Here is a 25,274-nt window from a genome sequence, read left to right as displayed (position 1 = left end):
ATCAGTTAAAAAAATAGAGAATAATAACTACCTATTAACCGATAATAATTATATTCTATGCCATATATAAACTTTATTGGAAAATAATATATATATATATATATATATATATATCATGAACAAATAAATAAAAAACAATGAAAAGAACTTAAAATTAGTAAAACCTGAAAAAAATCCAAAATAAAAATAATAATGATAAATTTTTGAAGTAATTGAAAAAATACAAAATCACATTTAAAAATCTTTTTAAAATACAAATAAATCGCTAAAAACTTTTAATAACGCACCATAATTAAAAATACATAATCATATAAAGTTTTATAAGTGATAAAGCTATGTAAAAAATAAATTATATGAAAATTAATAAAAAGTAAAAAAATAAAAAGATTTTTAAAGATAAAAAATTGTATTTCTAATTATACGAGATTATTAAAAATGCAAATGATGGATAGATTAATTGATATGATGAAAATTAGTTAGCTATTCAATTCCTTTTAATCTCAATGCATCGTGGAGGAGAGAGTTTCCATCACATTTATAGCAGTGGTTTTCTACACCCCATGGAACCTTGTTTTCATAGACTATGTCTGCTGAAAATATTGAATTACATTAATGGACATTTGATTTTCAAAATGATAAAAAAAAGATTATGGGACTGTCTCTTATTTTAAATTTTTTCATAATATTTAAATCCTTTTAATAATATTTATATATCATTTTATAGATATTTATTATATAATAACTGTTAAATACCATCTAATTTTTATTTATATGAATTAAATTAATAAAAATTAATAAATTAGAAATATAATAAGAAATAATATTTATTCTAGTAAATTTTGGCTAATGATGTTAATTACAATTATCATGTAAGTATTTTTAATATTTCACAATATTAAAAAAGTTCACAATATTAAAAACTCTAATAATTGATACTTGCATTAAAGTATTAAAAAAAAATCAGCAACAAGGTTTAATTAATGATATTAATATTCAAGAAAGATTTTATTAATTAACAATAAAAGAAAAAGAAGTTGTTGAGTTATATAGCTAAATTATAAGTAGGATAAAAGAAATACTAAAATAATGATTATTAATTTTGCATAATAAGGAAAGGTAAAAATGAAAGAAAACACCTACAATGACGATGATATTAAAGTATTAAAAGGATTAGAAGCTGTTAGAAAGCGTCCTGGAATGTATATAGGATCAACAAGTAGTCGAGGCCTTCATCATTTAGTATGGGAAATTGTAGATAATTCTATTGATGAAGCATTAGCTGGTTTTTCTGATATTATAAGAGTATTTATAAATAAAAACAACTCAATCACAGTTGTTGATAATGGACGAGGAATACCTACAGGAATACATCCAAAAACTGGAGTTTCAACCATTGAAACTGTCTTCACAGTTCTACATGCAGGAGGTAAATTCGGTGGTGGAGGATATAAAGTTTCTGGTGGATTACATGGTGTTGGGGCTAGTGTTGTCAATGCATTAAGTAGTTTTTTAGAGGTTAAAGTTTGCCAAAATGGCTTCATTTATTCAGTGACTTTTAAAAATGGTGGAAAAGATATTGAAAAATTAAATGTTGTTGGAGAATGTGATGTGGAACAAACTGGTACTTCTGTAACTTTTAAGCCTGATCCAGAAATCTTTACAGAGACCACTGAATTTGATTATGATATTTTAAAAACACGTCTTCGAGAATTGGCATTTTTAAACAAGAACCTCAAAATAATTTTAACTGATGATAGAAAAGAGGAAAAAGTTCAAGAAGAATTTCTATATGAGGGAGGAATAAAAGAATATGTTAAACTGCTAAACAAGAATAAAAAATCCCTTAACAAAGATATTATCCATGTAGAAGGTACTATAGACGATATTATCATTGAAGTAGCATTACAATATAACAAAAGTTATTCAGAATTAATATATTCTTTTGTCAATAATATTAATACACATGAAGGTGGAACTCATGAAGATGGTGTTAAACAAGCATTGACAAAAGAAATAAAAAGATATGCCAAGGATAAAAAAATCCTAAAAGAAAAAGATGAACCTTTTATTGGAGAGGATGTTAGAGAAGGATTGGTCATGATCATATCTTGTAAACATCCTAATCCACAATTTGAGGGTCAAACAAAAACAAAGCTAGGAAATTCTGAAGTGAAAAAAATTGCATCAAATATTTTTTCAGAGGAAATGCAAAAGTTTTTAATAGAAAATCCAAATGATGCTAAAATAATTGTTGATAAGGCAATAGCTACTTCTAAAGCAAGAATAGCTGCTAAAAAAGCTCGTGAATTAACTCGGCGTAAAGGTGGCTTAGAACTCACGACTCAATGGGGAAAATTAACAGATTGTTCATCTAAAGATGTGAAAAAAACTGAACTTTTCATTGTTGAAGGAAATTCTGCTGCAGGACCAGCTAAACAAGGTAGAGATTCTAGAATACAGGCTGTTTTACCGATTCGTGGAAAAATACTCAATGTTGAAAAAGCCCGTCTTGACAAGATTTTAGGTAATGAGGAAATTCGAAGTTTAATAACTGCTTTTGGTACAGGTATTGGGGGAGAATTTGATATTGAAAAACTTAGATATGACAAGATTGTAATCATGACAGATGCAGATGTTGATGGAGCCCACATTAGAACTTTGCTTTTAACATTTTTTTATAGGTATTTTAAACCATTAGTAGAAAATGGTCATATTTACGCTGCTCAACCACCTTTATTTAAAATCAGCCATGGAAAAACCAATAAATATGTTTTAAATCAAGGAGAACTTGATGAATACATTAGTAACTTAGGTGAAAAAACTAAGTATGAAATAAGTAGGATGAAAGGATTAGGTGAAATGGATCCAATTGAGCTTAAAGAAACTACTATGGATCTAAAATCTAGAAATCTTCTTAAAATTGAACTCGATGATACGATTTTAGCTGATGAAACTTTTCAAATATTGATGGGAGAAGAAGTTGCTCCAAGAAGAAAATTCATCGAAGACAATGCATTGAATGTTAGAAATTTAGATGTTTGATATTTTATTAATATATTTTATAAATAAAAATTAGATTCTACTATAATAACTAGTAATATATCATAAATATTTGATATTTTTATTAATATATTTTATAAATAAAAATTAGATTCTACTATAATAACTAGTTAATATATCATGAATGTTTGATATTTTTATTAATATATTTTATAAATAAAAATTAGATTCTACTATAATAACTACTAATATATCATAAATATTTTTTATAAATAAAATTTATAAATAAAAATTAGATTCTACTATAATAACTACTAATATATCATGAATACTTTTTATAAATAAAATTTATAAATATAATTCTATACTTCATCATGATATTATTAATATTTGATAAAATAGTTTTTATTATATATAATCTATACTTCATCATGATATTATTAATATTTGATAAATATGGATTATATTTCACATAATCAGAAGATTATTAATTTATTAGAAGAAATTGAGGAATAAAATGGAGAATGAAAAAGATAAAATAACAAGGGTAAATATCTCTTCTGAAGTAAAAGATTCCTTCTTAGATTATTCTATGAGTGTTATTATTTCACGTGCTATACCTGATGTTAGGGATGGTTTAAAACCTGTTCATAGGCGTATATTATACACTATGTTTGAAGAAGGTATGCTTCCCAACAAAAAACATCAAAAATCTGCTAATGCTGTTGGTGCTATTATGGGTCACTACCATCCTCATGGTGATTCAGCTATTTATGAAGCTATGGTTAGAATGGCTCAAGATTTTACATATAGTAACACTCTAATCGACGGTCATGGAAATTTTGGTTCAATTGATGGGGATGGAGCAGGAGCATACAGATATACTGAAGCTCGTCTTTCAAAAATCTCAATGAAACTATTGAAAGACATTAATAAAAACACAGTTGATTTTACAGATAACTATGATGGTCAAAGGACAGAGCCAACTGTTTTACCTTCAAGATTTCCAAATATTTTAGTCAATGGAAGTATGGGAATAGCTGTGGGTATGGCAACAAACATTCCACCCCATAATTTAGGGGAAGTAATAGATGGATGTGTTGCATTTATTGATAATCCAAATATAAGTACTTTAGAATTGATAGAATACATTAAAGGACCTGATTTTCCAACAGCAGCTTCAATTTTAGGAGACAAAGGGATTAAAAAAGCATATGAAACTGGTAAAGGATCAATTACAATACAATCTAAAATAGACATAGAGGAAAAAAATGGTAAACAAAGATTAATCATAAAAGAAATCCCTTATCAATTAAATAAAACCAGTTTAATTGTTAAAATAGCTGAATTAGTTCGTGATAAGCAAATTCAAGGCATAATTAACTTAAATGATGAATCTACATTAGAAGGAATAAGAATTGCTATTGATGTAAAAAAAGGATACAATATAAATGTTTTATTAAATAATTTATACAAAAAAACGCAACTACAATCAAATTATAGTATTAATCTTTTGATGTTGGTAAATAATAGACCAAAAAGATTGAATCTTCTTGAGATCATAAATCATTATGTTCAATATCAAAAATCAATTGTTATAAGAAGAACCAAATTTGATTTAAACAAATCAGAAAAAAGAGCTCATATTTTAGAGGGTTTAAATACTGCTCTAGATAATATTGATGCTATAATAAAAATTATTAAAGAGACAGAATCTGTAGATGAGATAAAAAAAATCTTTAAAGAGAATTTTAGTTTAAGTGAAAGACAAAGTGTAGCTATTTTAGATATGCAACTTAAACGACTTTCAGGTTTAGAAAGGAAAAAAATTACTGATGAGTTAACTGAAATTTTAAAGTTGATTGAAGAACTTAAAGGAATTTTAGGGTCTGAAGATAAAGTTTTGAATATTATTAAAGAAGAGCTATTGGAAATAAAAGATCAGTTTGCTAGTCCTCGTAAAACCATCATTGATAAATCTACTATTGAATCCATCGAAGATGAATCTTTAATTCCCGTTGAAAACATTATTATAACTTTAACCAACAAAGGTTATACAAAAAGTATTAAACAAGACACTTATAGATCACAGAATCGTGCAGGGGTTGGTGTTAAAGGCATGACAACAAATGAAGGCGATTTTGTTGAAAATATGATCAATATGACCACTCACGATTATTTAATGTTCTTTACAAATAAAGGAAAAGTCTATCGTTTAAAAGGTTATGAAGTTCCTACCTATTCAAGACAATCAAAAGGTTTACCTATTGTGAATTTATTACCTTTGGAAAAGGAAGAAATAGTGACCAGTGTATTAAAAATTGAAAGTGAAGAAAAATCTAAATATTGCTTTTTCACCACAGAAAAAGGTTTGGTTAAAAAAACAAAATTAGAAGAATTTTCTAATATTAGAAAAACAGGTAAAATAGCTATTAAATTAAGAGAAGGTGATTCTTTAATAAGTGTTAAAAAGACTAATGGAAATGATGAAATATTCATAGCATCTTCAAATGGTAAAGCAATTCACTTTGATGAAAAAGAAGTCTCATCTTCTGGAAGAAATGCTTCTGGTTCAATAGGAATAAGAATGGATGATGGAGTTGTTGTTGGCTGTGAAATTACCAGACCTGAACAACAAATCTTAACAGTAACTGAAAATGGGTATGGTAAGAAAACAAACATTGAGGGGTACCGGTTGACTCACAGAGGAGGTAAAGGAGTTAAAACATTGAAAATAACTCCAAAAACGGGGAATCTTGTATCAATTCAAGCAATTGATAGTGATAAAGATTTGATCATAGTGACTGATAATGGTATTGTGATAAGATTACCATTAGAACAAACAGCAACTAGTGATCGTGTTACACAAGGCTCAAGATTAATAAGATTAAAAGATGATCAGAAAGTGAGTGCTGTTACAACAATAGATAAAGAAAAATAGTCCTAAAAACAATAGTAGTTAGAATTACAAGCTTTTTAGTTCTTCTACCAGTATTTTTACCCCTTAATATTTTGTATCAACATTCATATTCTTTCTTTCAAATTATAATATTTATGCAATCATATATAATTTCTATAAAATTTAATATTTTAAATTATAGCTTATATAATTTATTAAATTATAGATTATATAACTTATTAAATTATAGATTATATAACTTATTAAATTATAGATTATATAACTTATTAAATTATAGATTATATAACTTATTAAATTATAGATTATATATAACTTATTAAATTAGATTATATAACTTATTTTAAAATTTAAAAAGAAAATAAGAGATTTAAATGAATTTAAATCATTGATCTTAAAAGTAAAGAAATGACGGTTTTAATTAACCAACCCACTTGTTATTTTCTCAATAATTCATCGGCTAAATCTAAAGCATCCTGAATTTTGTCTGCTTTTGGACCTGCTCCTTGAGCAAGTGTAGGTCTTCCACCTCCACCACCACCTAGAACAATAGCTAATTCGTTAATAATCTCATTAATTCTAATTTTTGAATCAATAGCTAATTGTGAAGCAGCACCAACAATTTTTCCATCTGTGTTTCCAATAATAATAACATCAACTTTGTTTGTATCAGTGAAATCAGTGGCTATTTTCTGTAACTCTTTAATATCACCATTTAAAAGTTGAATTAAAACTTTAAGCCCTTTGATTTCAATTGCATCAGTTTCTAAGCTATTGACTTTAAGATTAGCTATTTCAGATTTTAACTTTGTAATTTCATTTTTATATAATTTCCACTCACTAAAGAATCTATCACAAGTTTTAGGCAGCTGTTCATTGGTAACTTTGAATATTGCACTACTTTTTCTTAAAAAAGAATCATTTGACTGCATTGACTCAAGTGCTGATTCCCCTACAGAAAAATCAATTCTTTCGACTCCATCTTGGATTCGCTCTGTTTTATTTATTTTAATTAATCCAATAGCTCCGGTATTTATAACATGTGTCCCTGCACAAGCTTGTACATCAATATAACTGTTATAATTCACATCTGAATCTACATCTGAATCTATATCTGATTTTGAGTCACATATTTTTATAACACGGATAATTGAACCTGGAACAACTCCACCTTGATAAAGACTGAATCCATAAGCTTTTTCAGCTTCGTTTCGGCTCATAAATTGTGTATCAACTGATAAATTCTCCATTACAAATCCATTAGCTATTTTTTCAATTGAATTTATTTCGTCCTGAGATATAGGTTTATAATGAGAAATATCTAAACGAGAGTGTTTTAATCCTTTTTGAGCACCAGCTTGCCAAATATGATCTCCTAAAACCTCTTTTGCAGCTGCAATAATCAAATGAGTAGCTGTGTGATTTCTTGCTAAAGCTATTCTTCTTCCCCAATCAAGTTCACAATTAACTAACTCACCAACATGGTTTGATAACTCATCTAAATTAATTTTATTTTCTAATTCACTCTTAGAAATAGCTATTTTATGTAAAACGACACCATCAATTTTTTCACAATGAGAAATCTCCAAATCATCTTCTGAATTTTTAAAATTCTCAATTTTGAAATTTTTAATAGTAATTTTACCTACATCTGAAGGCTGACCTCCTCCTTCAGGATAGAAGGCAGTTCTATCTAAAATTAGGTATATATCATTGTTAATCTCTTCAATACCGATTAATTCAGCTTCAAAGCTCTTTAACTTAAAATCATCATAGAAAATAAGCTTAGTTTCACTGTAATTTAAATTTAATACTTCTTTCTCATCAATTTGTTCTACAGTATGAGAATCAGCTATTAAAGTGAAAAAATTATCTGGGATGTTGACTTTGAAGTCGTTTCCAATAGCTATTTCCTTCACATTTTCAGGAGGCATACCATGAGCGTCATAAAGATCCATTAAAACCTCTAAAGGCATTTCATCTTTATTTTCTTTTTTAAGAGATTTAATTGTTCTTTTAACAATTCTATCACCTTTTTCAATGGTTTTAAAGTATCTTTTTTCTTCAAGATTAATGATATTCATTATATGGTCAGTAGATTCATCAATTTCAGGATAAAACTTAGATAAGAATTCTAATTGTATTTTCATGATATCAGATAGATATTCTTTCATTTTAAGCTCTTTCATAAATCTAATTGTTCTTCTAAGAACCAATCTTGCAAGATAACCTTCTTTAACATTAGATGGTATGATTCCATCAGCCAACATAAAAGTTAAACATCTAGTATGATCAGCTATTATATAAATAGCTTCCATTGGTTCAGCAGAAGCCAACAGATCATCAATGGATATATTTAATTTATTAGCTACTTTTTCCCGAAGTGTTCTAATATCTGCAAAAGTTTCAATATCCATCATTCCAGCTATTTGAGCATTTTCAGCCAATATTTCCTCGTTTACTTCTATATTTGTCAAACTTTTGAGTTTAGCTATTACTGGAGCAAAACAAGCATCATATGCTGTTGGAGTTCCTTGAGATATCCAAGCAAATCTTTCAAGACCATATCCTGTATCCACTGTTTTAAGAGGAATTTCCTCCTTTTCCCCATTTGGAAGAATTTTATATTCCATGAAAACAAGTGTTGCTAACTCTACACCCCTAACACAAACTTCATAACATGGCCCAGCGTTTCCTCCACCTTCCCACCATGACTCGATAAAAGTGATTTCTTCTGGATCTATGCCAATACTAGCTATGAAATCATGGCACAACTTTACTGTATTATCCTTCCAGTAAATTTCTTTTTCAGGTTTATTGAAAGCATGGTGCGCTCCCATTGTAAAACAAGTCATGTGCCTTCCAGTTCTTCCCACATTATCAACGTCATTTAAACGTATGGAAGGTTGAGCTATTGTAAGAGGATTGGCTGGAGGCTCAACCATACCTGAAGTTATCCATGGTTGAAAATCATATATTGATGCTCCAACTAAAAATACATCATCACGCCATCTTTTTGCAAGTACCGGATAACGAGGAATTGGTATATGGCCATGATTCTCAAAAAAATCGATGAAAGTTTTTTGAATTTCATAAAGATCATATTTCTTCTCAGTTGCAGGATTTCCAATGAATTCATATTCATCACAAGGTGCATCTCCACAAGTAGATCTTCCATTGATAGACCAAAAGTCATTTCCACATTTTCCACATTTTTTCTTTGTGTATCCTAATTTTTTTAGCATTTCAGACATGTTATCAATTGTAAACTTTTATTTAATTTTTATTTAATAATTAAACACGATAATTAGATTTTTAATTTATTATAATTATGATTTATTACCATATATTAAACATATCTATTTTAGAATAACCATTATAAAGATATATTAATTTTTAAGTTAGATCAGATAATGATTATAATAATCAATATACATAATAATCAATAATAAAATATTTTGTTTATTCATCTTAATAATATTACTTATTACTAATCTTAATTAATATTAGTATATTAATCTTAATAATATTAGTTATTAGTAATCTTAATTAATATTAGTATATTAATCTTAATAATATTAGTTATTAATAATTAAAAAACTAGTAAAAAAGTAAAGTATGAGTATTCTCACTAAATTTGAGGATGTTGTAGTATGAAATCAAAAGTAATATTACTCATTTCTCATAGTTTAAAATTTCTTTTGAATTTAAATTACTATTCTTTTTAAAAAATTAATAATCTTTTTGAATTTAAATTACTATTCTTTCTTACCAATGCTCACACCCCATAATCTAGAACAAAATTCCAGTATCATTTGTACCGTGTTTAGGTTCAAATGAACTATCAGCCGATAATCCATTTTAACTGCATTTTAAACTAATGAATATCCATCATATTTATGGAATAAAATTGATCCAATATTATTAAACCCTGAAATAGCTACACCACTAAAATATTAAACAAAATTTTTAAAAATTATATCTTAGTTAAAATTATAGTTTAGTTGAAATTATATCTTAGTTAAAATTATATTTTAGTTGAAATTATATCTTAGTTAAAAGAAGAATATTAAAATTAATTTTATTATATATTATCTAAAAATAATTTCTTTATGTGCAAATAATTACTTTTGAATAAATTTAATTCCCTTAACTAATATCATCATATATATTCTATAATTTGATAAATAAAATTAACTTCAATGATATGAGACAGCCTAAGAATTCGGAAATTTAAAAAGATTAATGCCTTATTTCCAATTTCTTTCTATTAATATGTCCTTTTTTATTATATTTATTATTCATTCTTTATTTATTCTTTAGTTATCTAGATGGTGAGGGAATATAAATGCTGTTGTTTATTTTTATTTGTTTTCTAAGATTTTATTTTTTAGAGTTACTTTTATATACTATAATTAAGTTAATAATTAATTAGTATCTTATGAGTTTACCAGTGATTGTTTTGTCTGATTAGTTATCTATGAACGATATAAAATCCATAGAATTATTGATTAGAATATGTTTTATATTGCATTTTAATCTTTTTATTACATTACATAAATGTGGTATTTAAAAGGTCATGCATAGATCCCTGTTGCTAGAAAAAGAACTTAAATGTCTTATCTATAAAATTAATCAATCAATAACTTTTAAAAAATATATTCTAATCATATATTGATTTAATGAAATTTAATCAATAATATCTTGATTTAATAAAATTTAATCAATCATATCTTGATTTAATGAAATTTAATCAATAATATCTTGATTTAATAAAATTTAATCAATCATATCTTGATTTAATGAAATTTAATCAATAATATCTTGATTTAATAAAATTTAATCAATAATATCTTGATTTAATTAATAAGAATATTTTAATAGATTATCTATCAAAATATAAGATATAGTTAAGTAGCTCAACTAATTAGATTTAACACATTTCAAACTAATATAATACTTTAAATGTTTAATTACATTAATGATTTATAATAATAGTTATTGTGAATAAGTTAAATAAATGTAATATAACAAATATATCAGAAAATAGAAGGTGAATAAATGGAATATGAAATTAAAGGAGGTAATTTTCCAATTGTTTTATGTAAGTTAAACAAAGGGGAAGTTATGAAAAATGAAAGTGGTTCAATGGCTACTATGACTTCTGAAATTACTATGTCATCTAATACTGGAGGAGGAATTATTAAAGGTCTTGGCAGAGCATTAGCAGGAGATTCATTGTTTTTAAATTTCTTCACAGCTGATGATGATAATCAGGAAATAGGTTTTGCTTCAAGTTTTCCAGGTGAAATAATTCCTTTCGAATTAAGTGATGGAAAAACTATTGTTGCTCAAAAAAGTGCTTTTTTAGCATCTGAAGAAAATGTAGAAATCGATATTTTCTTTAATAAAAAATTAGGTGCAGGTTTATTTGGTGGAGAAGGGTTTATTTTACAAAAATTATCTGGAGAAGGAACAGCTTTCCTTGAAGTAGATGGTGGAGTAATTGAAAAAACTTTAGCTGAAGGAGAAAAATTAGTTATTGATCAAGGCCACCTTGCTGCTATGGATGAAACTGTGGATTTCGATATCCAAAGAGTCAAAGGTTTAAAAAATATTGTTTTTGGTGGAGAAGGGTTGTTTTTAACTACTCTCACTGGTCCAGGTAAAGTTTACTTACAAACAATGCCTTTATCAAACTTTATAAATTTATTAGCCGCTAAAATACCTTCATCAAATTAGTAATTAAATTTCTATAGTTCAACTTTTAAACCTTTATTTTTTTTTATTTTGAGTTTGTCTAATAATTAATTTTTGAATTTTTTTAAACGCTATTTTTCGTGCTATTTTTTACTTAAATTAAAATTTATAGATAAATGGACCATAAACTTTCTATACTACAATTTATAAATATTTATTTGTAAAATTGTGAGTGTTTATAGTAATATTTTTGGTTAATATAGCTATTAGAAAATATTAACCATATCAAGCAAAAATCATTGTATAGAATCCTATTTCAAAGATTTTTAAGCAAGATATTCGCTTGTTAGTCAATGATTTTGGAAAATTTGGATTTATTGAGATACATTAAAATACGGCGTAAACACTGGTAGTCCAACTTATAATCGTGAAATATTACTTAAAATTGATTTAATGGATGTTTTAAATGGATTTTTTCATTCAGGAAGGTTGAAGAACAAAATTGTGTTAATAATATTTACAAATTTTATATTTAAAATTAGATATTTTAAGAAAATAAATGTTTATTCAATTAAGAAAATAAATGTTTATTCAAAAATAAAAAAAAGTTTTCAATAATGACTATAAAATTTAATCAATTAAAAAAAAATAAAGAAAAAAAGAAAAGAAAAGATATCTATCCAAAGAGAGCGCCTAATCCAGCTGCAGCTTCCTCTTCAGAAGCTTCCTCTTCTTCTTCCTCTTCTGGTTCTTCTTCTTCGACTACTGCTTCGGCAGCTGCAGGAGCAGCTGCAGGAGCTGCTGCTATAGCACTAGTTGCAATAGCTTCTTCTATATCAACATCTTCTAAAGCTGCAATCAATGCTTTAATCCTTGAATCATCTGCATCGAGTCCTGCTGCTTCAATTATACTTTTAACATTTGCTTCATTAATATCTTTATCTGCGCTGTGCAAAATCATTGCTGCATATATATATTCCATGTTTTCACCTTAGTTGATTAATTATATTTAAAGTTAAATTCATTTTTTATTATTATAATGAATTTATTTAATTTATTTAAGTTCTTTAAGTTTTGTTGAACTTTATTAAATATCTTTGAATTAAGTAAAAATTTTAAATTTTAATTATTGATTGAATTATCCAAAGAGAGCACCTAATCCAGCTGCAGCTTCCTCTTCAGAAGCTTCCTCTTCTTCTTCCTCTTCATCATCATCTTCTTTTTCTTCAACAACCACTACAGTTTCAGCAGGTACTGGGACATTAGATAATTTTTCAATTAGTTCTTCATCTAAAGCACCTTCACTATCAGATACTGCACTAGCCAATGCTAACATTTCAGATTGTGCTAGAGCTAGTAATGGTTCAGTTGTTTCTGAAGTAAGTATAGATGCATTCATAGCTAAGTTGAATGATTTTGAATTAGCATTTTGGATAATAGCAACTATAGTTTCCTTAGTAGGGACTCCAGCATTAACAGATAAGTTGAATGCGCTGGAAAAAGCATTTTGGATACTAATAAGGGTTTCTTCATCATCAATAGTTAATACATCAGAAGTATAAACAGCTTCATCTTCATAGGCTGCTTTTAAATCAATTCCCACTTCCATAGGATGAATATCTAATCTTGTTAACATTCCAGCAACTTGTTTAGAAACTTCTTCACCAGCTTTAACAACTACATGATCTTTAGAAACTACAATTTTTCCTTTATCAATTTTAGCAGGTATTCCTACTTGCTGTAATTCACCAAGTAATGGACCTGGCTCAAAACCAGTATCTCCTGCAGGAACAACAATATCATCAGTAGCAATATTCCCTGCTTTAGCTGGAGCAGCGGTTTTACTATCTTCTAATATCTTGAACAATCTGAAAGGATTCATATCAGTGAATACCATTGCAGGTTGACCTTCCATAAACTTTGAAAGACCCACAATATTTTCTTTTTTAACATTAGAATCTTCAAATGCCAAATCAATGAGGTTCTTTTTAGACATTCTAATTGTAGCTTTGTCTTTTAAAGTTTGTCTCATTTTTTGAAGTTGTTTTGCAGGTATGTTTAATAAATCAACAATACCAACTACTTCGTGAGAATCTATCAAAGATTTAATGGTTTTAACTTCTTCTTTCTTCCATTCAGCAACGTGAGCCATTTTAAATCACCCTCACTACTGAACCCATTGTTGTTTTAACAAACATGGATTTTATTTGGTTTCTTCCTTTCTCTAAGTTGCGGTCTAGGATTTCGAGAACTGCCTCAATATTTTCAGCTATTTGTTCATCACCCATATCTTGAGTTCCAACTAAAGTTTGAATAGTAGCTTGGTCTTTTACACCTATTTTTACAGTATTTTGCAATCTTGTAATTATTGGCTCTGCTTTTGCACTAGCAGGCACTGGTTTAGGCATCTTTTTCCTAGGTCCGAGAACAGGTCCTAAGAATCTACCAACAAGTGGCATCATATCTGCTTGGGCTACAAAGAAATCAATAGAATTAGCTAATTTTTTAGCTTTTTTCCTATCTTTACCAAGTTCTTCCAAATCTTCTTTAGTTACAACAAGATTTATACCGGCATTTTTAGCTTGAACTGCTAATTCCCCGTCTGCAATGAAGCCTATTTTTACTTCTTTACCACGACCATTAGGGAGAGCAACTTCCTCATCAAACCGGTTTTCTGGTTTTTTGACATCCAAATCCTTGATATTCATAATAATATCAATGGATTGTGTGAAGTTTCTCGGCTTAGACTGTTCTTTTGCCTCCTTCACCGCTTCCATAATCTCTTGTGTCATACAAATCCTCCATGAACTATTTAAAGTCCATTAATGGATATTTATTTGGTTTCATGAGTAATTGATAAACTAATATATGATTAATAAATCAATTGATTAATAAATTAACTATTGAATTTTAATTTTTAACTTCAAATATTAATTAGTCAATTACATGAATGTGAAAAAATATATCAATCAGCCTCTATTTTTAGAGTGATATCATCTATATTATTAATTATCTATGATTATTTGTAATTAGATAGTAAATTATTATTTATTTGAGTAATTATAGATAATAACATTTAATAAATAATAATTATTATATAAATAATAGCTATTTAACTAATAGCTATTTAACTAATAGCTATTTGATTATTCTACTAAAATACTATCATATTCTCCAGCATCAACATCTTTTTGTGCTTCTCTCGGGTCTTTACCATCTACAGTAATTCCCATACTAACACAAGTACCCATTACTTCTTTGGCACCATGTTTATAATCATTAGCTAATATTGAATCAAATTTCATTCTAGCTATTTTTAAAGCTTGTTCAACTGATAAATCAGCTATTTTATCCAAACCAGGATCTTGAGAAGCTTTTTCCAACTTTAGCTCATCCATAATAAGAGCTGTGGTTGGAGGAGTACCTATTTTAATTTCAAAATTTTTAGTATTACTATCAATAATTATTTTAACAGGAACTTTCATTCCTTTAAAGTCTGCACTTTTTTCATTGATTTGTTCAACTACTTGCATCATATTAATTCCGAAAGGGCCTATTGCTGGACCAAGAGGTGGTCCTGGAGTAGCACTTCCGCCTTCAATAAGAATTTCAACTGTATCTTTAGCCATTAGTCAGCCTCCTTTTGTATTATTCTAATTTGGTCACCTTTAACAGTGACAGGGATCGGAACTGCAGCTTCGATCAATTCCAAAACTACTTCTTCACGAGATTCATCTATTCGAACCACTTTAGCTCTTTCTCCTTTGAAAGGACCGGAAATAAGCTCTACAATACTTCCTTTTTGTATAGAAGATATAATAGGCTCAGGGTTTAGGAATTTTTTAACTTCTTCAAAAGTCACAGTATTTTCTTCTTTATCTTCTTTGCCTTTAGTTTTACTTTCAACAATTCCTCTTAAATGAGGTATTTTGAATGCAGGATTTTGCATATCAATTTTAGTTGAAGATTCTACTAAAATATAGCCTTTCAAAGATTCAGGTACAAGAACTGCGCTTACACCAACACCACTATCTTTTGATTTTCTTGCTAACATCCTAGCCACATTTCTCTCTTGACCTGCGGATATCTTAAGAGCATATATGGAATTTTCACTACCTTCCATTTTAAAATACACCTATTCAAATTAAAATTTAATTTTTTATAAAATAATTTTTCTTAAATTAAATCTAACAATATATTTTATATTCCCATTTTTTTATATTCCTATATTGTTTATTTAAGTCTATGTTCTCTGTAATTAAGTTAAAAACTTAATTAGAGTTTAAGATTTGTTTAAATATTTAATATAAGATAAAATAGAAAATTTAAATATATTATAAAATTAGATTTATATATAAATTTATATTATCATAATATTTTTATTTTACAAGTATTTAAACTTTTCAAAAATATTTATATGATAACAATTTAATATGAGTAAATTTATTGAAATTGTTCATATATATTCAGTTAATAACTCACTTTTCAACTATTGAAGATTTAACTAGATTTTGATTACATATTCTAAGCATTTTAATCTAAATACTTCAATATTATTAAACTTTAAGCATTGTTAATTAATGTAATTAATATTAATGATAAAAATTAATAAAAAATTAAATAGCTAAATTAAAAATTTATTACAATTTTAATATATAAACATGTTATAAACTTGTCAACACATATTTAAATTAATCACTTATTCATAATCCAGATAATTGAGCGATTAAAACTATTGCAAAGCCAATGACACCAATAATCACTATTCCTAAAGCAGTTACTTTAGAAAAATTAAAATATTCCTCTCTATCTGGTTTTTTAGCTACTTTTAGTACTCTGTTACATTCTTTAAAAAAACGATTCGTAGATTCTTTAAAACTCATTGAAAATCCCTACTTATACTGTAAAAAATAATATTAAGATTATTAGCTAAATTTTTATTTTAATAGATTATCAATATTTTAATAATCATCAATATAATTATAAGTGAATACACTATTGATAATAATTTAGATTTTCTTTAATCTTAGTTAATTTTATAATCATTTTAATTTATAGTTATTATTATATTATTTGTAATATTCTTTATTTATATTCATTATATTATTTGTAATATTCTTTATTTATATTCTTCTTAATTTATTAAATTTATCATTTTTAATAAATTCTTGCTAGTTAATTATTTATTATAATATTATAATTATAATTTTATATTTATAAACTTTTGCTTAAAATCAATTCTGTCAATTTAAGAAATTTCTTCTACTTTTTATTATAGTATTATGTTTGTTTTTGTATTAAACAATATTTTTTATAATATTTAATAATTATTTTAAAAAAACTCAATTATTTAAGAAATAGTTAATATTATATACTACATAATACAGAGTATATAATACAGATTATTTTAAAAAAATTATAGAGGTGTAAGTAAATGAAAGTTAAAACCAGTATAAATTTAGATACAAAGCTGATTAACACAGTTAAAAGAATAGCTAACAATAGAAATATTACACAAACAGAAGTGATAACAGAATACATAAAGCAAGGAATAGAAAAAGAACCCAAAGAGAATAAAACCAAATTAAAAATACTTGTAGAACAAGACCCCGACGCATCTATTGATGACATAATAGGAGTTATAAAAGCCCCAAAAGGATTTAATTCAGTAAAAGCAGTAGATGAAATAAGAAAAGGGGAATATTAAAATGATATTTTTAGATGTTAATTTTGTAATTGATTTATTTGTTGATACTGAAGATAACCATGAAAAAGCAGTGAAAATATATAATAAAATTAAAGATAAACAATTAATAATATCTAATTCAGTAATTTTAGAAGTAATGACTGTTTTAAATATAAAATTAAAGGTTTCAAAAGAAATATTAGAGAAATCATATATCAGGTTAAATGGTGGAAAATTCAAAATATTTGAAGATGTTCCCCTATATAATGAAACTATGGAAAGAATGTTAGAATATCTACCTCAAAGACTACCTTTTTGGGATTGTTTATATATAGAGCTAATGGAACAATTAGGAATAGAAAAAATAGCTACATCCAACAAACATTTCAAAAATAAAGGAATTGAAGTAATAGGGCAGAAAAACTAAGTAAAAGATTTTTTTTCTCCACACTTTTATAATATTAAAGCCACATATAATAGTACAAATAAACAAATAATTCCAATTAAAATAGTTCCTATACCAGCACCAGCTAATAATCCAGCACCTTTTGCTACATCTGTTGCAGTTGTCTTTTTTACCCAATTTTCTCGTTTATTCTCAAATTTTTTATTTTGAGGAATAATATTTTTACAATTATGGCAAATAACGCCACCAGCAGTAAAATATTCTATTTTATTCAAAACTTCACTTTCAATCCCATATTAGGGCATGACACAATCAGTTGATTATTTTTCTTTTTGAAAGGTTTTTCACAAATATAATCAAGCACGAAATTTTTGGTAATAATTATATTTTTTATTTAGCTACTATGTCTTTATTTTCAACAAAAAAATTCCAACTAACAAATTGACAATCTCAAGACTTTATAATTTATGAAATTAAATAATAAATTTTGTAGAGTTGTTAATATAAGTCAATTTAAGAATACATGTTACCAACATTATAAACCATATTACCACTACTACCAGCAGTGTTACCATTCATAATGTTATTAAAAACAGTCATATTTCCTTGGTTGTAAATTCCACCAACATTAGCACCAGCTTTATTGTTAGTGAACTTAGAATTGGTTATACTTGCATTTTAACTATCTGCAAGTATAGCACCACCAAAAACAGTTGCATTAATGCTAGAAGTTGACAAATTCCTAAAATATTCTTTTTATATTTTTGTTTAAGTCAAAATCCTCATCAAATGATGCTATTTCTTTTATTCCTAGTTCTTCCATTAATGCCATATAAACACAGTCAAAAAATGCTATTCTTTTAGGATAATATAGTTTTAACTGCTTCATACCCTCAATATAATAATCAATATTATATATTATAATTATATTATTAATCATTATTAATCATTTCTAGTGATTAATAGCTATTTAAAATTAAATTAAATAAAAATATTTATTTAATTAAAGATATTAATAAGTATTCAGGTGTTATTTAATATTTGAATCATTTATAGGAAAGTTAAATTTATCAAAATCTTTGAAATAGTGAATTTTGGGACACTCCCAGATTTTTTTAGTTATTTGAGTCGTGGCCAAAAGTCTAAATCATTAAACAAAAACAGTTCTAAATTCATTTGTTTAGGAAATAAAGAAAATTTTTTTCTTGAAAAATGACTTTTGAACCACGACCCTATTTTCAATAACTTAAAGAATCTTCGATTCTCTTTATTTGTGTTTGTAGTTGTTTTCCTGCAAATGCTACAGCAATAGCTATTATTTTCTTATCAGGATATTTTTCATAGTATTTTCTTGTCTTTATTTGTTTTATTGCGTCGATTAACATTTTTTCATAGCTTGTGACTGGTAAATCTGTTTTTGGGTTTATTTTTGAGAATTTAAATTCAGCAAGTACTGTGAAATCTTCTTCTTTTAATATCATATCTGTAAAACCTATGTTTGTTGGCATTTCTCCTTCTGTTTCAAATCCTAAAGCATATAACCAAGCTAAAAATATAGATTGATAATAATGTTCTCTTTCTATATGTATTCTATTTGGTATTCTTGCTAAAAAAGCCCTCATTTCCTTTTGGAAATTTTCATTATCACACTGTTCTATATAAGAGATTATTTTTTCTTTTCTTTCAATGGTTCTCTCTTCAGATATGTTTAAATCTATTAGATGGTCTAATAATGAGCTTTCTACTTCAAAATTAGGAAATTCAAGTTTATAATGAATAATTTCATTGATAATCATTTTCTCAGTGATCGTTAAGTATCCTGTTTGGAAGAATATACTTATAGGGTCTATGTTATCACAGTCAAATGTTTTAAACCTCGATTGTTTCACTGTTATTGGATTTAATACTTCTTTATAGTCATTTGAAGTTTTTAAAACATTTATTAAGAGTTCTGGAGTAGCAGTTTCAAACCAATAATTAGAAAATTCATTTTCTTTAAATAACTTCAATGTTGAAAATGGATTATAAACTTTGTTTTCTCCATCCCAACTATAGCCATCATACCAATGATTGATTTTATCAATTGTTTCTTCCTCAGTTAACGATTCTTCTCCCTTAAGAATACTTAAATAATCTTTAAAATTGTTTCTTAGGTCTTGATGAGTGTATCCACAAATGCAAGCAAAGTTTCTATTTAATGTAATATCATCAAGACTATTTAACGAAGAAAACAGTGACATATTAGCAAATTTAGAAAATCGAAGATTTTCTAACTCAGCAAAATCTCCGATTTTGCCAAGTTTAGAGATACCAGTAATAAAGATAAATTTAATATACTGATCAGCACCTTTTAAAACATTGTAAAAGCTTCTTAAAATTTTTTGATTTCCATTTAAAATTTCCTTTTCAGATATATTATCTATGATAGGTTTGTCATACTCATCTATTAAAACCACAACTCTTTTGTTTGTTTTTTTATATAACTCCTCTATTATTTCTGCAAATCTGAATGAATATAATTCATTATTTGTAAGATTTATTCCATTATCTTTTGCTAACTTAGTAAGAAAAGTGTTAAGTGATTTTTCTAGGTTTTTTGGAGTGTTGAAGTTAAGTTTAGTGAAGTCCAGATGTATTATGGGGTATGTTTCTTCCCAGTCCCATTTATCATAAATATACAACCCTTCAAACAGTTTCTCATTTCCATTAAATAGTTCTTCTATGGTACTGAGAAGTAATGATTTTCCAAACCTACGAGGTCTTGATAAGAAATAGGATTTCCCTTCTGTGGCTAACTTATGTATATATTTAGTTTTATCTATATAAACATAGTTTTCTTCTTGTATTTCCCTAAATGTTTGTATCCCTATTGGCAACTTCTTCATTATAATTACCTTCTTTCCATTTCACATTATCTTTTAATTAATTTATCTTTAATATTGATTATAATTTTAATCTTAATCACTATTTATTTTTAACCTTATAAAATATATAATTTTCTCTTCAAAACTTTTATTGAAAGTGAAAAAATTATATATTCTATCAAATATTGATTATATATAAATTATTCCAATAAATAGGAGCAATATTGTCTTAAAAATGAAAAATAAAAATAAAAATAAAAAATAATAAAAAAATAAATAAAGGAGAAAATAAATAAATCCTCCTAAAAATGTTTAATCTTGTTTTTTTCTAATATTTATTCCAAATATGGTTAACAACACTAATATAATAGCTATTATCGGCATTCCTGTATTTTTCATAGTAGCACTAGTTACTGGATTGTTATTTGTTTTATTAGTATTATTAGTATCATTTTTGTCATTATCGTTGTTTTGGGTTTCAAACTCAACTGAAACTGGATTAACATTGAAATTTTCATCATCAGATGTAACTGTAATCACATGACGACCATCACTGAATTCACTACTTGGTATATGGATTCTTCCAACACCATCGACATCAGTAACGATATCTCCGATGTGTTTACCATCCAATTCAACATTAACTTTATAGTCTGGTATTGGATCGCCGTCTTCATCGGTTACTGTGATAATCACATCAACAGATCCGTCAGAATTTTTAACTACATCAATATCAACGATAGCTTCGCCTTTTACAATATTAAAAGTTGTGGTATTGGTATAGCTAAAGTATTTGTCGTTTCCTGCATAATCCAAAACAGCATTAACATTTCCTATGTGTGTTGGTTTATAAGTAAGACTCCATCGACCATTAGAATCAGTAGTCAAAGTGTAAACTTTACCATCAACAGTAACAGTAATTAGAGCATTAGCTATTACATCACCATTCTCATCAACAAGCACTCCATCAATTGTTATGGTTTTACCCACTTTAACATTAGATGGAATGTTTATAGTTGAATTAACAGCTAATTTAGTAACATTGAAAGTAGTAGAATTAGTAAAAGCATCGTAATTACTATCACCCGCAAAGCTAACAATAACCTCTAAATCAGTACCAGTACGATTAGTAGTGTAATTTAACTCCCAATAACCAGCATTAACAGTAACATTAGTAAATAATGTGCCATCAACAGTAACATTAACAAAAACAACACCTGTATGATTAGCTAAAAAACCACCAACAGTGATATTTTCACCAATATTCACAGGATTAGGATTAACTGTTATAGTAGAATTAGTATTATTCTTAACTGTGAAAGTTGTAATATTATATGCAGCATCTAAACTAGCATCTAAAATATTATTACCTAATTTTAGAACTGTAAATTCATAAACAAAACCATCAGCACGACTAACATTATAAGCTACACCATTTAAAGTACCATTAATAACAAAATCAGGCAAATTCTTAACACCAGTATTATCACGAGTAGTATTCAAGACCAACAGATAAAAACTAACATTATCACCAAAATGAACATTATCCAAACTAGAAGTATTAGTAATATTCAAAATATAATGATTATTGGTATCAATACCAAAAATCTTATTAGCTATATCGTCAACTCCCCACCAATTATAATCAAAACTACTATCAGTAGTATCATAACCAGTGATATTAACACCAACCATTGATATAATACGATTATACTCAACAGTAACATTAACAAGGGAACCAGCAACTAATCCAGTAAAATTCAAACCAGCACCATTCTCAGCATAAATAGTATTACCACGAACAATAAAATCACTAATATCAGTAGGTATACTACTCCCTTGTGAGTCAAAATAGAATCCATCACCATTTGTAGCATTAATAGTATTATTCAAAAACCTAATACCACTAACATTACCATCATAAGAATAAACATACACAGCATAATTACCACCAGTAATATTATTCTCATTAAAGGTTATATTGGTATTGTTGCTACTGTATACCTCCAGATAAACACCATCGGATGTTCCTGTGATGTTGTTGTTAGTAAAGGTAAATTGTAAGTTGTTGTTGTCTTGTGCATCCAGAGAAACACCATAGTCTTGTCCTGTGATGTTGTTGTAGGTGAAGGTAAATTGTAAGTTGTTGCTGCTGGATGCAGACAGATCAACACCATATATTCCTGTGATGTTGTTGTAGGTGAAGGTTATATTGGTATTTTTGGTGCTGTCTCCATACAGCTCAACACCATAGCCTTGTCCTGTGATGTTGTTGTTATTGAAGGTAAATTGCAAGTTGTTGCTGCTGGATGCAGACAGATAAACACAATCGCCTCCTGTGATGTTGTTGTTGGTGAAGGTAAATTGCGAGTTATTGTTGCCGTATGCATTCAGTTCAACACCATAGCCTTGTCCTGTGATGTTGTTGTTATTGAAGGTAAATTGCAAGTTGTTGCTGCTGGATGCAGACAGATAAACACAATCGCCTCCTGTGATGTTGTTGTTGGTGAAGGTAAATTGCGAGTTATTGTTGCCGTATGCATTCAGTTCAACACCATAGCCTTGTCCTGTGATGTTGTTGTTATTGAAGGTAAATTGTAAGTTGTTGCTGTCGGGTGCATCCAGAGAAACACCATGACCATAGTCTGTTCCTGTGATGTTGTTGTTGGTGAAGGTAAATTGCAAGTTTTTGCTGTCGTATGCATTCAGCTTAACACCATAGTATGTTCCTGTGATGTTGTTGTTGGTGAAGGTAAATTGTGAGTTATTGTTGCCGTGTGCACTCAGATAAACACCATAAGTCATCAGAAAAACATCATATGCTATGATGTTGTTGTTGGTGAAGGTAAATTGCGAGTTTTTGCCGTCTTCTGCATACAGCTCAACACCATAGCCTTGTCCTGTGATGTTGTTGTTATTGAAGGTAAATTGTAAGTTGTTGCTGTCGGGTGCAACCAGCAGAACACCCATGCCGGATATTCCTGTGATGTTGTTGTTTTCAAAAATTAAATCAATAGAACAACCAGCAGTATTAAAAATAACACCAGAAGAACTGCTCCCACCATTACCAGTTATATTGTTATTAATAAAAGAAACATCAATAACAGCACCACTATAATCTGTAGAAACATAAACAGCACTATAACCCATCGAAACACTTACTTCAGAAACAATAACATTGTCCTCAATAGTTATACCAGTTAAGTCACCACCAGAACTAGCTAAATTAATACTAATATCTTTAGTTGTAATATTATTACCCATAATTGTTAAATTACTAGAATTTGAACGTATAGCTGTATCATAACCAATAATCGTTAAATTAATAATACGAACATTAGGTGCAGTGATATTAAACAAAAGACCAGACCCAGAACCTGTTATTACAGGATTACTTTTACCCTGAATAGTAACATTACGAGTCACATTAATCTGACCTAAACCAGTGTATGAACCACTAGTAAGATTAATTTCTAACTCATCACCAATATCAGTATCAATAATATTCTGAAAATCCTGAATATTATTAGAATTAGTAAAATCATAAGAACCAGCACTAACACTAGATATACTAAATAAAAGCATTATAGCTAAAACCATTAAACTAAAGGACATAAACCGTTTATTTTTTATAAACATTTTCATTTTCACCTCCTGTTCTAATCAATTATATACAAATATAAAATCTATAAAATTATTTAAAAACATTTATAGAAAGTTAGAAAATATAGGGAGTAATCACTATTATCTAACGAGGATAGTTATATCCTATACCATATATAAACTTTATTGAAAAATAATTGATATATATATATATATATATATATATCATGAATAAGTAAATAAAAAACAATGAAATAAAAGAAAAAACAGATACAAGCAACGATCTTAAAAATACACTGGAACAAAACCAAAGTAATATAAAAGAAATTATAACAGCTCATGAAAAAAAGGATAGAAAATATAAATAAAGAATATTCAGAAAATATAAAAGAAATAAACTTATCAAATAATCAAAACATCAAACAATTAAATAACAGTTATAATAAAGAAACTTGAAAAATTAACAACATTAAACACAGTATTAATAGAAGGGCTTAAACCAGTACAAAAACTATCATTTATAGATTATTAATAGCTATAGATTATAAGCAACAAAAATAAACAAATAGCTACTAAGTTAATAAATGATAATAGTTAAAAAACTACCAGCTAAAGAATTTGAATTAAAAGAAAAAAAGTAAATATTCAAATAATAAATTACATTGAAAAGAATAAAAGTAGGATTATGATAGCAATACCACTATACAAGGTAACAGTAAAAACGCAAAGATAACTGGAACATGATTAAAATAGTGTGGCTATTAAGTGTTTATTATAGATATGAATATTAGAATAATAGGGAGGAGGTGAATCCAAAACCTATATTCTATCATATTCCTCTATTGTAATCTTATAAAAATAGTGATTAATCACTACTTATAAAACTACAATTATTAACTTGTAATTCAACATATAAAAAGTTAACTACAAATCAATATATTATAAAACAAATGAATAAAAAAAGTATAAATAAAATCGTGAATGTGATATTATTTTTCTTTATTTTGAAAGGTATGTAAAGGTTTAAAGCTAAAAATTAGCATATTATAAAACCTCATATTATTCGTTTTTCACTGTTTCCAGCTCATATCTAATCTA

At 27.1% G+C, this 25,274-nt stretch carries 17 protein-coding genes; 6 read left to right on the top strand and 11 right to left on the bottom strand.

Annotated features, from left to right (window positions below):
* Positions 1-1,122 precede the first annotated feature (1,122 nt).
* Entirely contained in the window at positions 1,123-3,042 is a 1,920-nt protein-coding gene (gyrB, locus tag MBCUT_RS06620; protein WP_067259898.1) for a DNA topoisomerase (ATP-hydrolyzing) subunit B, read from the top strand.
* A gap of 475 nt (positions 3,043-3,517) precedes the next feature.
* Positions 3,518-5,941 (top strand): DNA gyrase subunit A, encoded by a 2,424-nt coding sequence (gyrA, locus tag MBCUT_RS06615; protein ID WP_067259897.1) that lies wholly within the window; start codon positions 3,518-3,520, stop codon positions 5,939-5,941.
* Positions 5,942-6,354: 413 nt separating this feature from the next.
* Here the strand turns inward: gyrA and alaS are convergent, their stop codons facing one another.
* Positions 6,355-9,171 carry an alanine--tRNA ligase gene (gene alaS / locus MBCUT_RS06610; protein ID WP_067259896.1) on the bottom strand — a complete coding sequence of 939 codons (2,817 nt, stop codon included), beginning with the start codon at positions 9,169-9,171 and terminating at the stop codon, positions 6,355-6,357.
* 1,807 nt (positions 9,172-10,978) lie between these two features.
* Here alaS and MBCUT_RS06605 point away from each other — a divergent pair.
* Positions 10,979-11,659 carry a TIGR00266 family protein gene (locus tag MBCUT_RS06605; RefSeq protein ID WP_067259895.1) on the top strand — a complete coding sequence of 227 codons (681 nt, stop codon included), beginning with the start codon at positions 10,979-10,981 and terminating at the stop codon, positions 11,657-11,659.
* A 634-nt stretch (positions 11,660-12,293) separates the two neighbouring features.
* On the opposite strand, the gene rpl12p is transcribed toward MBCUT_RS06605, so the two are convergent.
* The 6 genes from rpl12p to MBCUT_RS06575 all read right to left on the bottom strand — a co-directional run bounded on the left by rpl12p (position 12,294) and on the right by MBCUT_RS06575 (position 16,500).
* Positions 12,294-12,599 (bottom strand): 50S ribosomal protein P1, encoded by a 306-nt coding sequence (gene rpl12p, locus MBCUT_RS06600; protein ID WP_067259894.1) that lies wholly within the window; start codon positions 12,597-12,599, stop codon positions 12,294-12,296.
* Positions 12,600-12,755: 156 nt separating this feature from the next.
* Positions 12,756-13,769: a 50S ribosomal protein L10 gene (locus tag MBCUT_RS06595; RefSeq protein WP_067259893.1), complete on the bottom strand. Its 1,014-nt coding sequence runs from the start codon at positions 13,767-13,769 to the stop codon at positions 12,756-12,758.
* 1 nt (position 13,770) lies between these two features.
* Complete coding sequence (locus MBCUT_RS06590) at positions 13,771-14,409, bottom strand: 50S ribosomal protein L1 (RefSeq protein ID WP_067259892.1); 639 nt, start codon at positions 14,407-14,409, stop codon at positions 13,771-13,773.
* 354 nt (positions 14,410-14,763) lie between these two features.
* Positions 14,764-15,246, bottom strand: coding sequence for a 50S ribosomal protein L11 (locus tag MBCUT_RS06585; RefSeq protein ID WP_067259891.1), 483 nt, complete (start codon positions 15,244-15,246; stop codon positions 14,764-14,766).
* Positions 15,246-15,740, bottom strand: coding sequence for a transcription elongation factor Spt5 (locus MBCUT_RS06580; RefSeq protein ID WP_067259890.1), 495 nt, complete (start codon positions 15,738-15,740; stop codon positions 15,246-15,248). Before MBCUT_RS06580 ends, MBCUT_RS06585 begins: the two co-directional genes overlap by 1 nt.
* Positions 15,741-16,320: 580 nt before the next feature.
* Positions 16,321-16,500 (bottom strand): protein translocase SEC61 complex subunit gamma, encoded by a 180-nt coding sequence (locus MBCUT_RS06575; protein WP_067259889.1) that lies wholly within the window; start codon positions 16,498-16,500, stop codon positions 16,321-16,323.
* Between the two features lie 551 nt (positions 16,501-17,051).
* On the opposite strand from MBCUT_RS06575, the gene MBCUT_RS06570 reads away from it, so the two are divergent.
* Positions 17,052-17,324 (top strand): DUF6364 family protein, encoded by a 273-nt coding sequence (locus tag MBCUT_RS06570; protein WP_067259888.1) that lies wholly within the window; start codon positions 17,052-17,054, stop codon positions 17,322-17,324.
* Between the two features lies 1 nt (position 17,325).
* Entirely contained in the window at positions 17,326-17,730 is a 405-nt protein-coding gene (locus MBCUT_RS06565) for a type II toxin-antitoxin system VapC family toxin (protein ID WP_067259887.1), read from the top strand.
* Between the two features lie 26 nt (positions 17,731-17,756).
* Here MBCUT_RS06565 and MBCUT_RS06560 read toward each other — a convergent pair whose 3' ends face one another.
* A complete protein-coding gene (locus MBCUT_RS06560) occupies positions 17,757-17,984 on the bottom strand; it encodes a hypothetical protein (protein WP_067259886.1) in 228 nt (75 codons plus the stop codon).
* A 331-nt stretch (positions 17,985-18,315) separates the two neighbouring features.
* On the opposite strand from MBCUT_RS06560, the gene MBCUT_RS11755 reads away from it, so the two are divergent.
* The gene (locus MBCUT_RS11755) at positions 18,316-18,444 is read left to right on the top strand and encodes a hypothetical protein (protein WP_281177951.1); all 129 of its coding nucleotides are present in this window, start codon (positions 18,316-18,318) and stop codon (positions 18,442-18,444) included.
* 7 nt (positions 18,445-18,451) lie between these two features.
* Here MBCUT_RS11755 and MBCUT_RS06555 read toward each other — a convergent pair whose 3' ends face one another.
* The 3 genes from MBCUT_RS06555 to MBCUT_RS06545 form a co-directional block, all read right to left on the bottom strand.
* The gene (locus MBCUT_RS06555) at positions 18,452-18,598 is read right to left on the bottom strand and encodes a PIN domain-containing protein (RefSeq protein ID WP_157082521.1); all 147 of its coding nucleotides are present in this window, start codon (positions 18,596-18,598) and stop codon (positions 18,452-18,454) included.
* Between the two features lie 349 nt (positions 18,599-18,947).
* Positions 18,948-20,594 (bottom strand): ATP-binding protein, encoded by a 1,647-nt coding sequence (locus tag MBCUT_RS06550; protein ID WP_067259884.1) that lies wholly within the window; start codon positions 20,592-20,594, stop codon positions 18,948-18,950.
* Between the two features lie 291 nt (positions 20,595-20,885).
* Complete coding sequence (locus MBCUT_RS06545) at positions 20,886-24,212, bottom strand: beta strand repeat-containing protein (RefSeq protein WP_169805415.1); 3,327 nt, start codon at positions 24,210-24,212, stop codon at positions 20,886-20,888.
* Between the last annotated feature and the right edge of the window lie 1,062 nt (positions 24,213-25,274).

The sequence above is a fragment of the Methanobrevibacter cuticularis genome, assembly GCF_001639285.1.
Lineage (GTDB): Archaea > Methanobacteriota > Methanobacteria > Methanobacteriales > Methanobacteriaceae > Methanobaculum > Methanobaculum cuticulare.
The sequence above is the reverse complement of the archived record's forward strand: the minus strand, read 5'-3'. Positions and strand labels throughout refer to the sequence as shown.

What these genes read in the sequence shown, in the direction of transcription:
- gyrB (WP_067259898.1), top strand. Translation starts at nt 1,123, where the DNA reads ATGAAAGAAAACACCTACAATGACGATGATATTAAAGTATTAAAAGGA.
- gyrA (WP_067259897.1), top strand. Translation starts at nt 3,518, where the DNA reads ATGGAGAATGAAAAAGATAAAATAACAAGGGTAAATATCTCTTCTGAA.
- alaS (WP_067259896.1), bottom strand. Translation starts at nt 9,171, where the DNA reads ATGTCTGAAATGCTAAAAAAATTAGGATACACAAAGAAAAAATGTGGA.
- MBCUT_RS06605 (WP_067259895.1), top strand. Translation starts at nt 10,979, where the DNA reads ATGGAATATGAAATTAAAGGAGGTAATTTTCCAATTGTTTTATGTAAG.
- rpl12p (WP_067259894.1), bottom strand. Translation starts at nt 12,599, where the DNA reads ATGGAATATATATATGCAGCAATGATTTTGCACAGCGCAGATAAAGAT.
- MBCUT_RS06595 (WP_067259893.1), bottom strand. Translation starts at nt 13,769, where the DNA reads ATGGCTCACGTTGCTGAATGGAAGAAAGAAGAAGTTAAAACCATTAAA.
- MBCUT_RS06590 (WP_067259892.1), bottom strand. Translation starts at nt 14,409, where the DNA reads ATGACACAAGAGATTATGGAAGCGGTGAAGGAGGCAAAAGAACAGTCT.
- MBCUT_RS06585 (WP_067259891.1), bottom strand. Translation starts at nt 15,246, where the DNA reads ATGGCTAAAGATACAGTTGAAATTCTTATTGAAGGCGGAAGTGCTACT.
- MBCUT_RS06580 (WP_067259890.1), bottom strand. Translation starts at nt 15,740, where the DNA reads ATGGAAGGTAGTGAAAATTCCATATATGCTCTTAAGATATCCGCAGGT.
- MBCUT_RS06575 (WP_067259889.1), bottom strand. Translation starts at nt 16,500, where the DNA reads ATGAGTTTTAAAGAATCTACGAATCGTTTTTTTAAAGAATGTAACAGA.
- MBCUT_RS06570 (WP_067259888.1), top strand. Translation starts at nt 17,052, where the DNA reads ATGAAAGTTAAAACCAGTATAAATTTAGATACAAAGCTGATTAACACA.
- MBCUT_RS06565 (WP_067259887.1), top strand. Translation starts at nt 17,326, where the DNA reads ATGATATTTTTAGATGTTAATTTTGTAATTGATTTATTTGTTGATACT.
- MBCUT_RS06555 (WP_157082521.1), bottom strand. Translation starts at nt 18,598, where the DNA reads ATGAAGCAGTTAAAACTATATTATCCTAAAAGAATAGCATTTTTTGAC.
- MBCUT_RS06550 (WP_067259884.1), bottom strand. Translation starts at nt 20,594, where the DNA reads ATGAAGAAGTTGCCAATAGGGATACAAACATTTAGGGAAATACAAGAA.
- MBCUT_RS06545 (WP_169805415.1), bottom strand. Translation starts at nt 24,212, where the DNA reads ATGTTTATAAAAAATAAACGGTTTATGTCCTTTAGTTTAATGGTTTTA.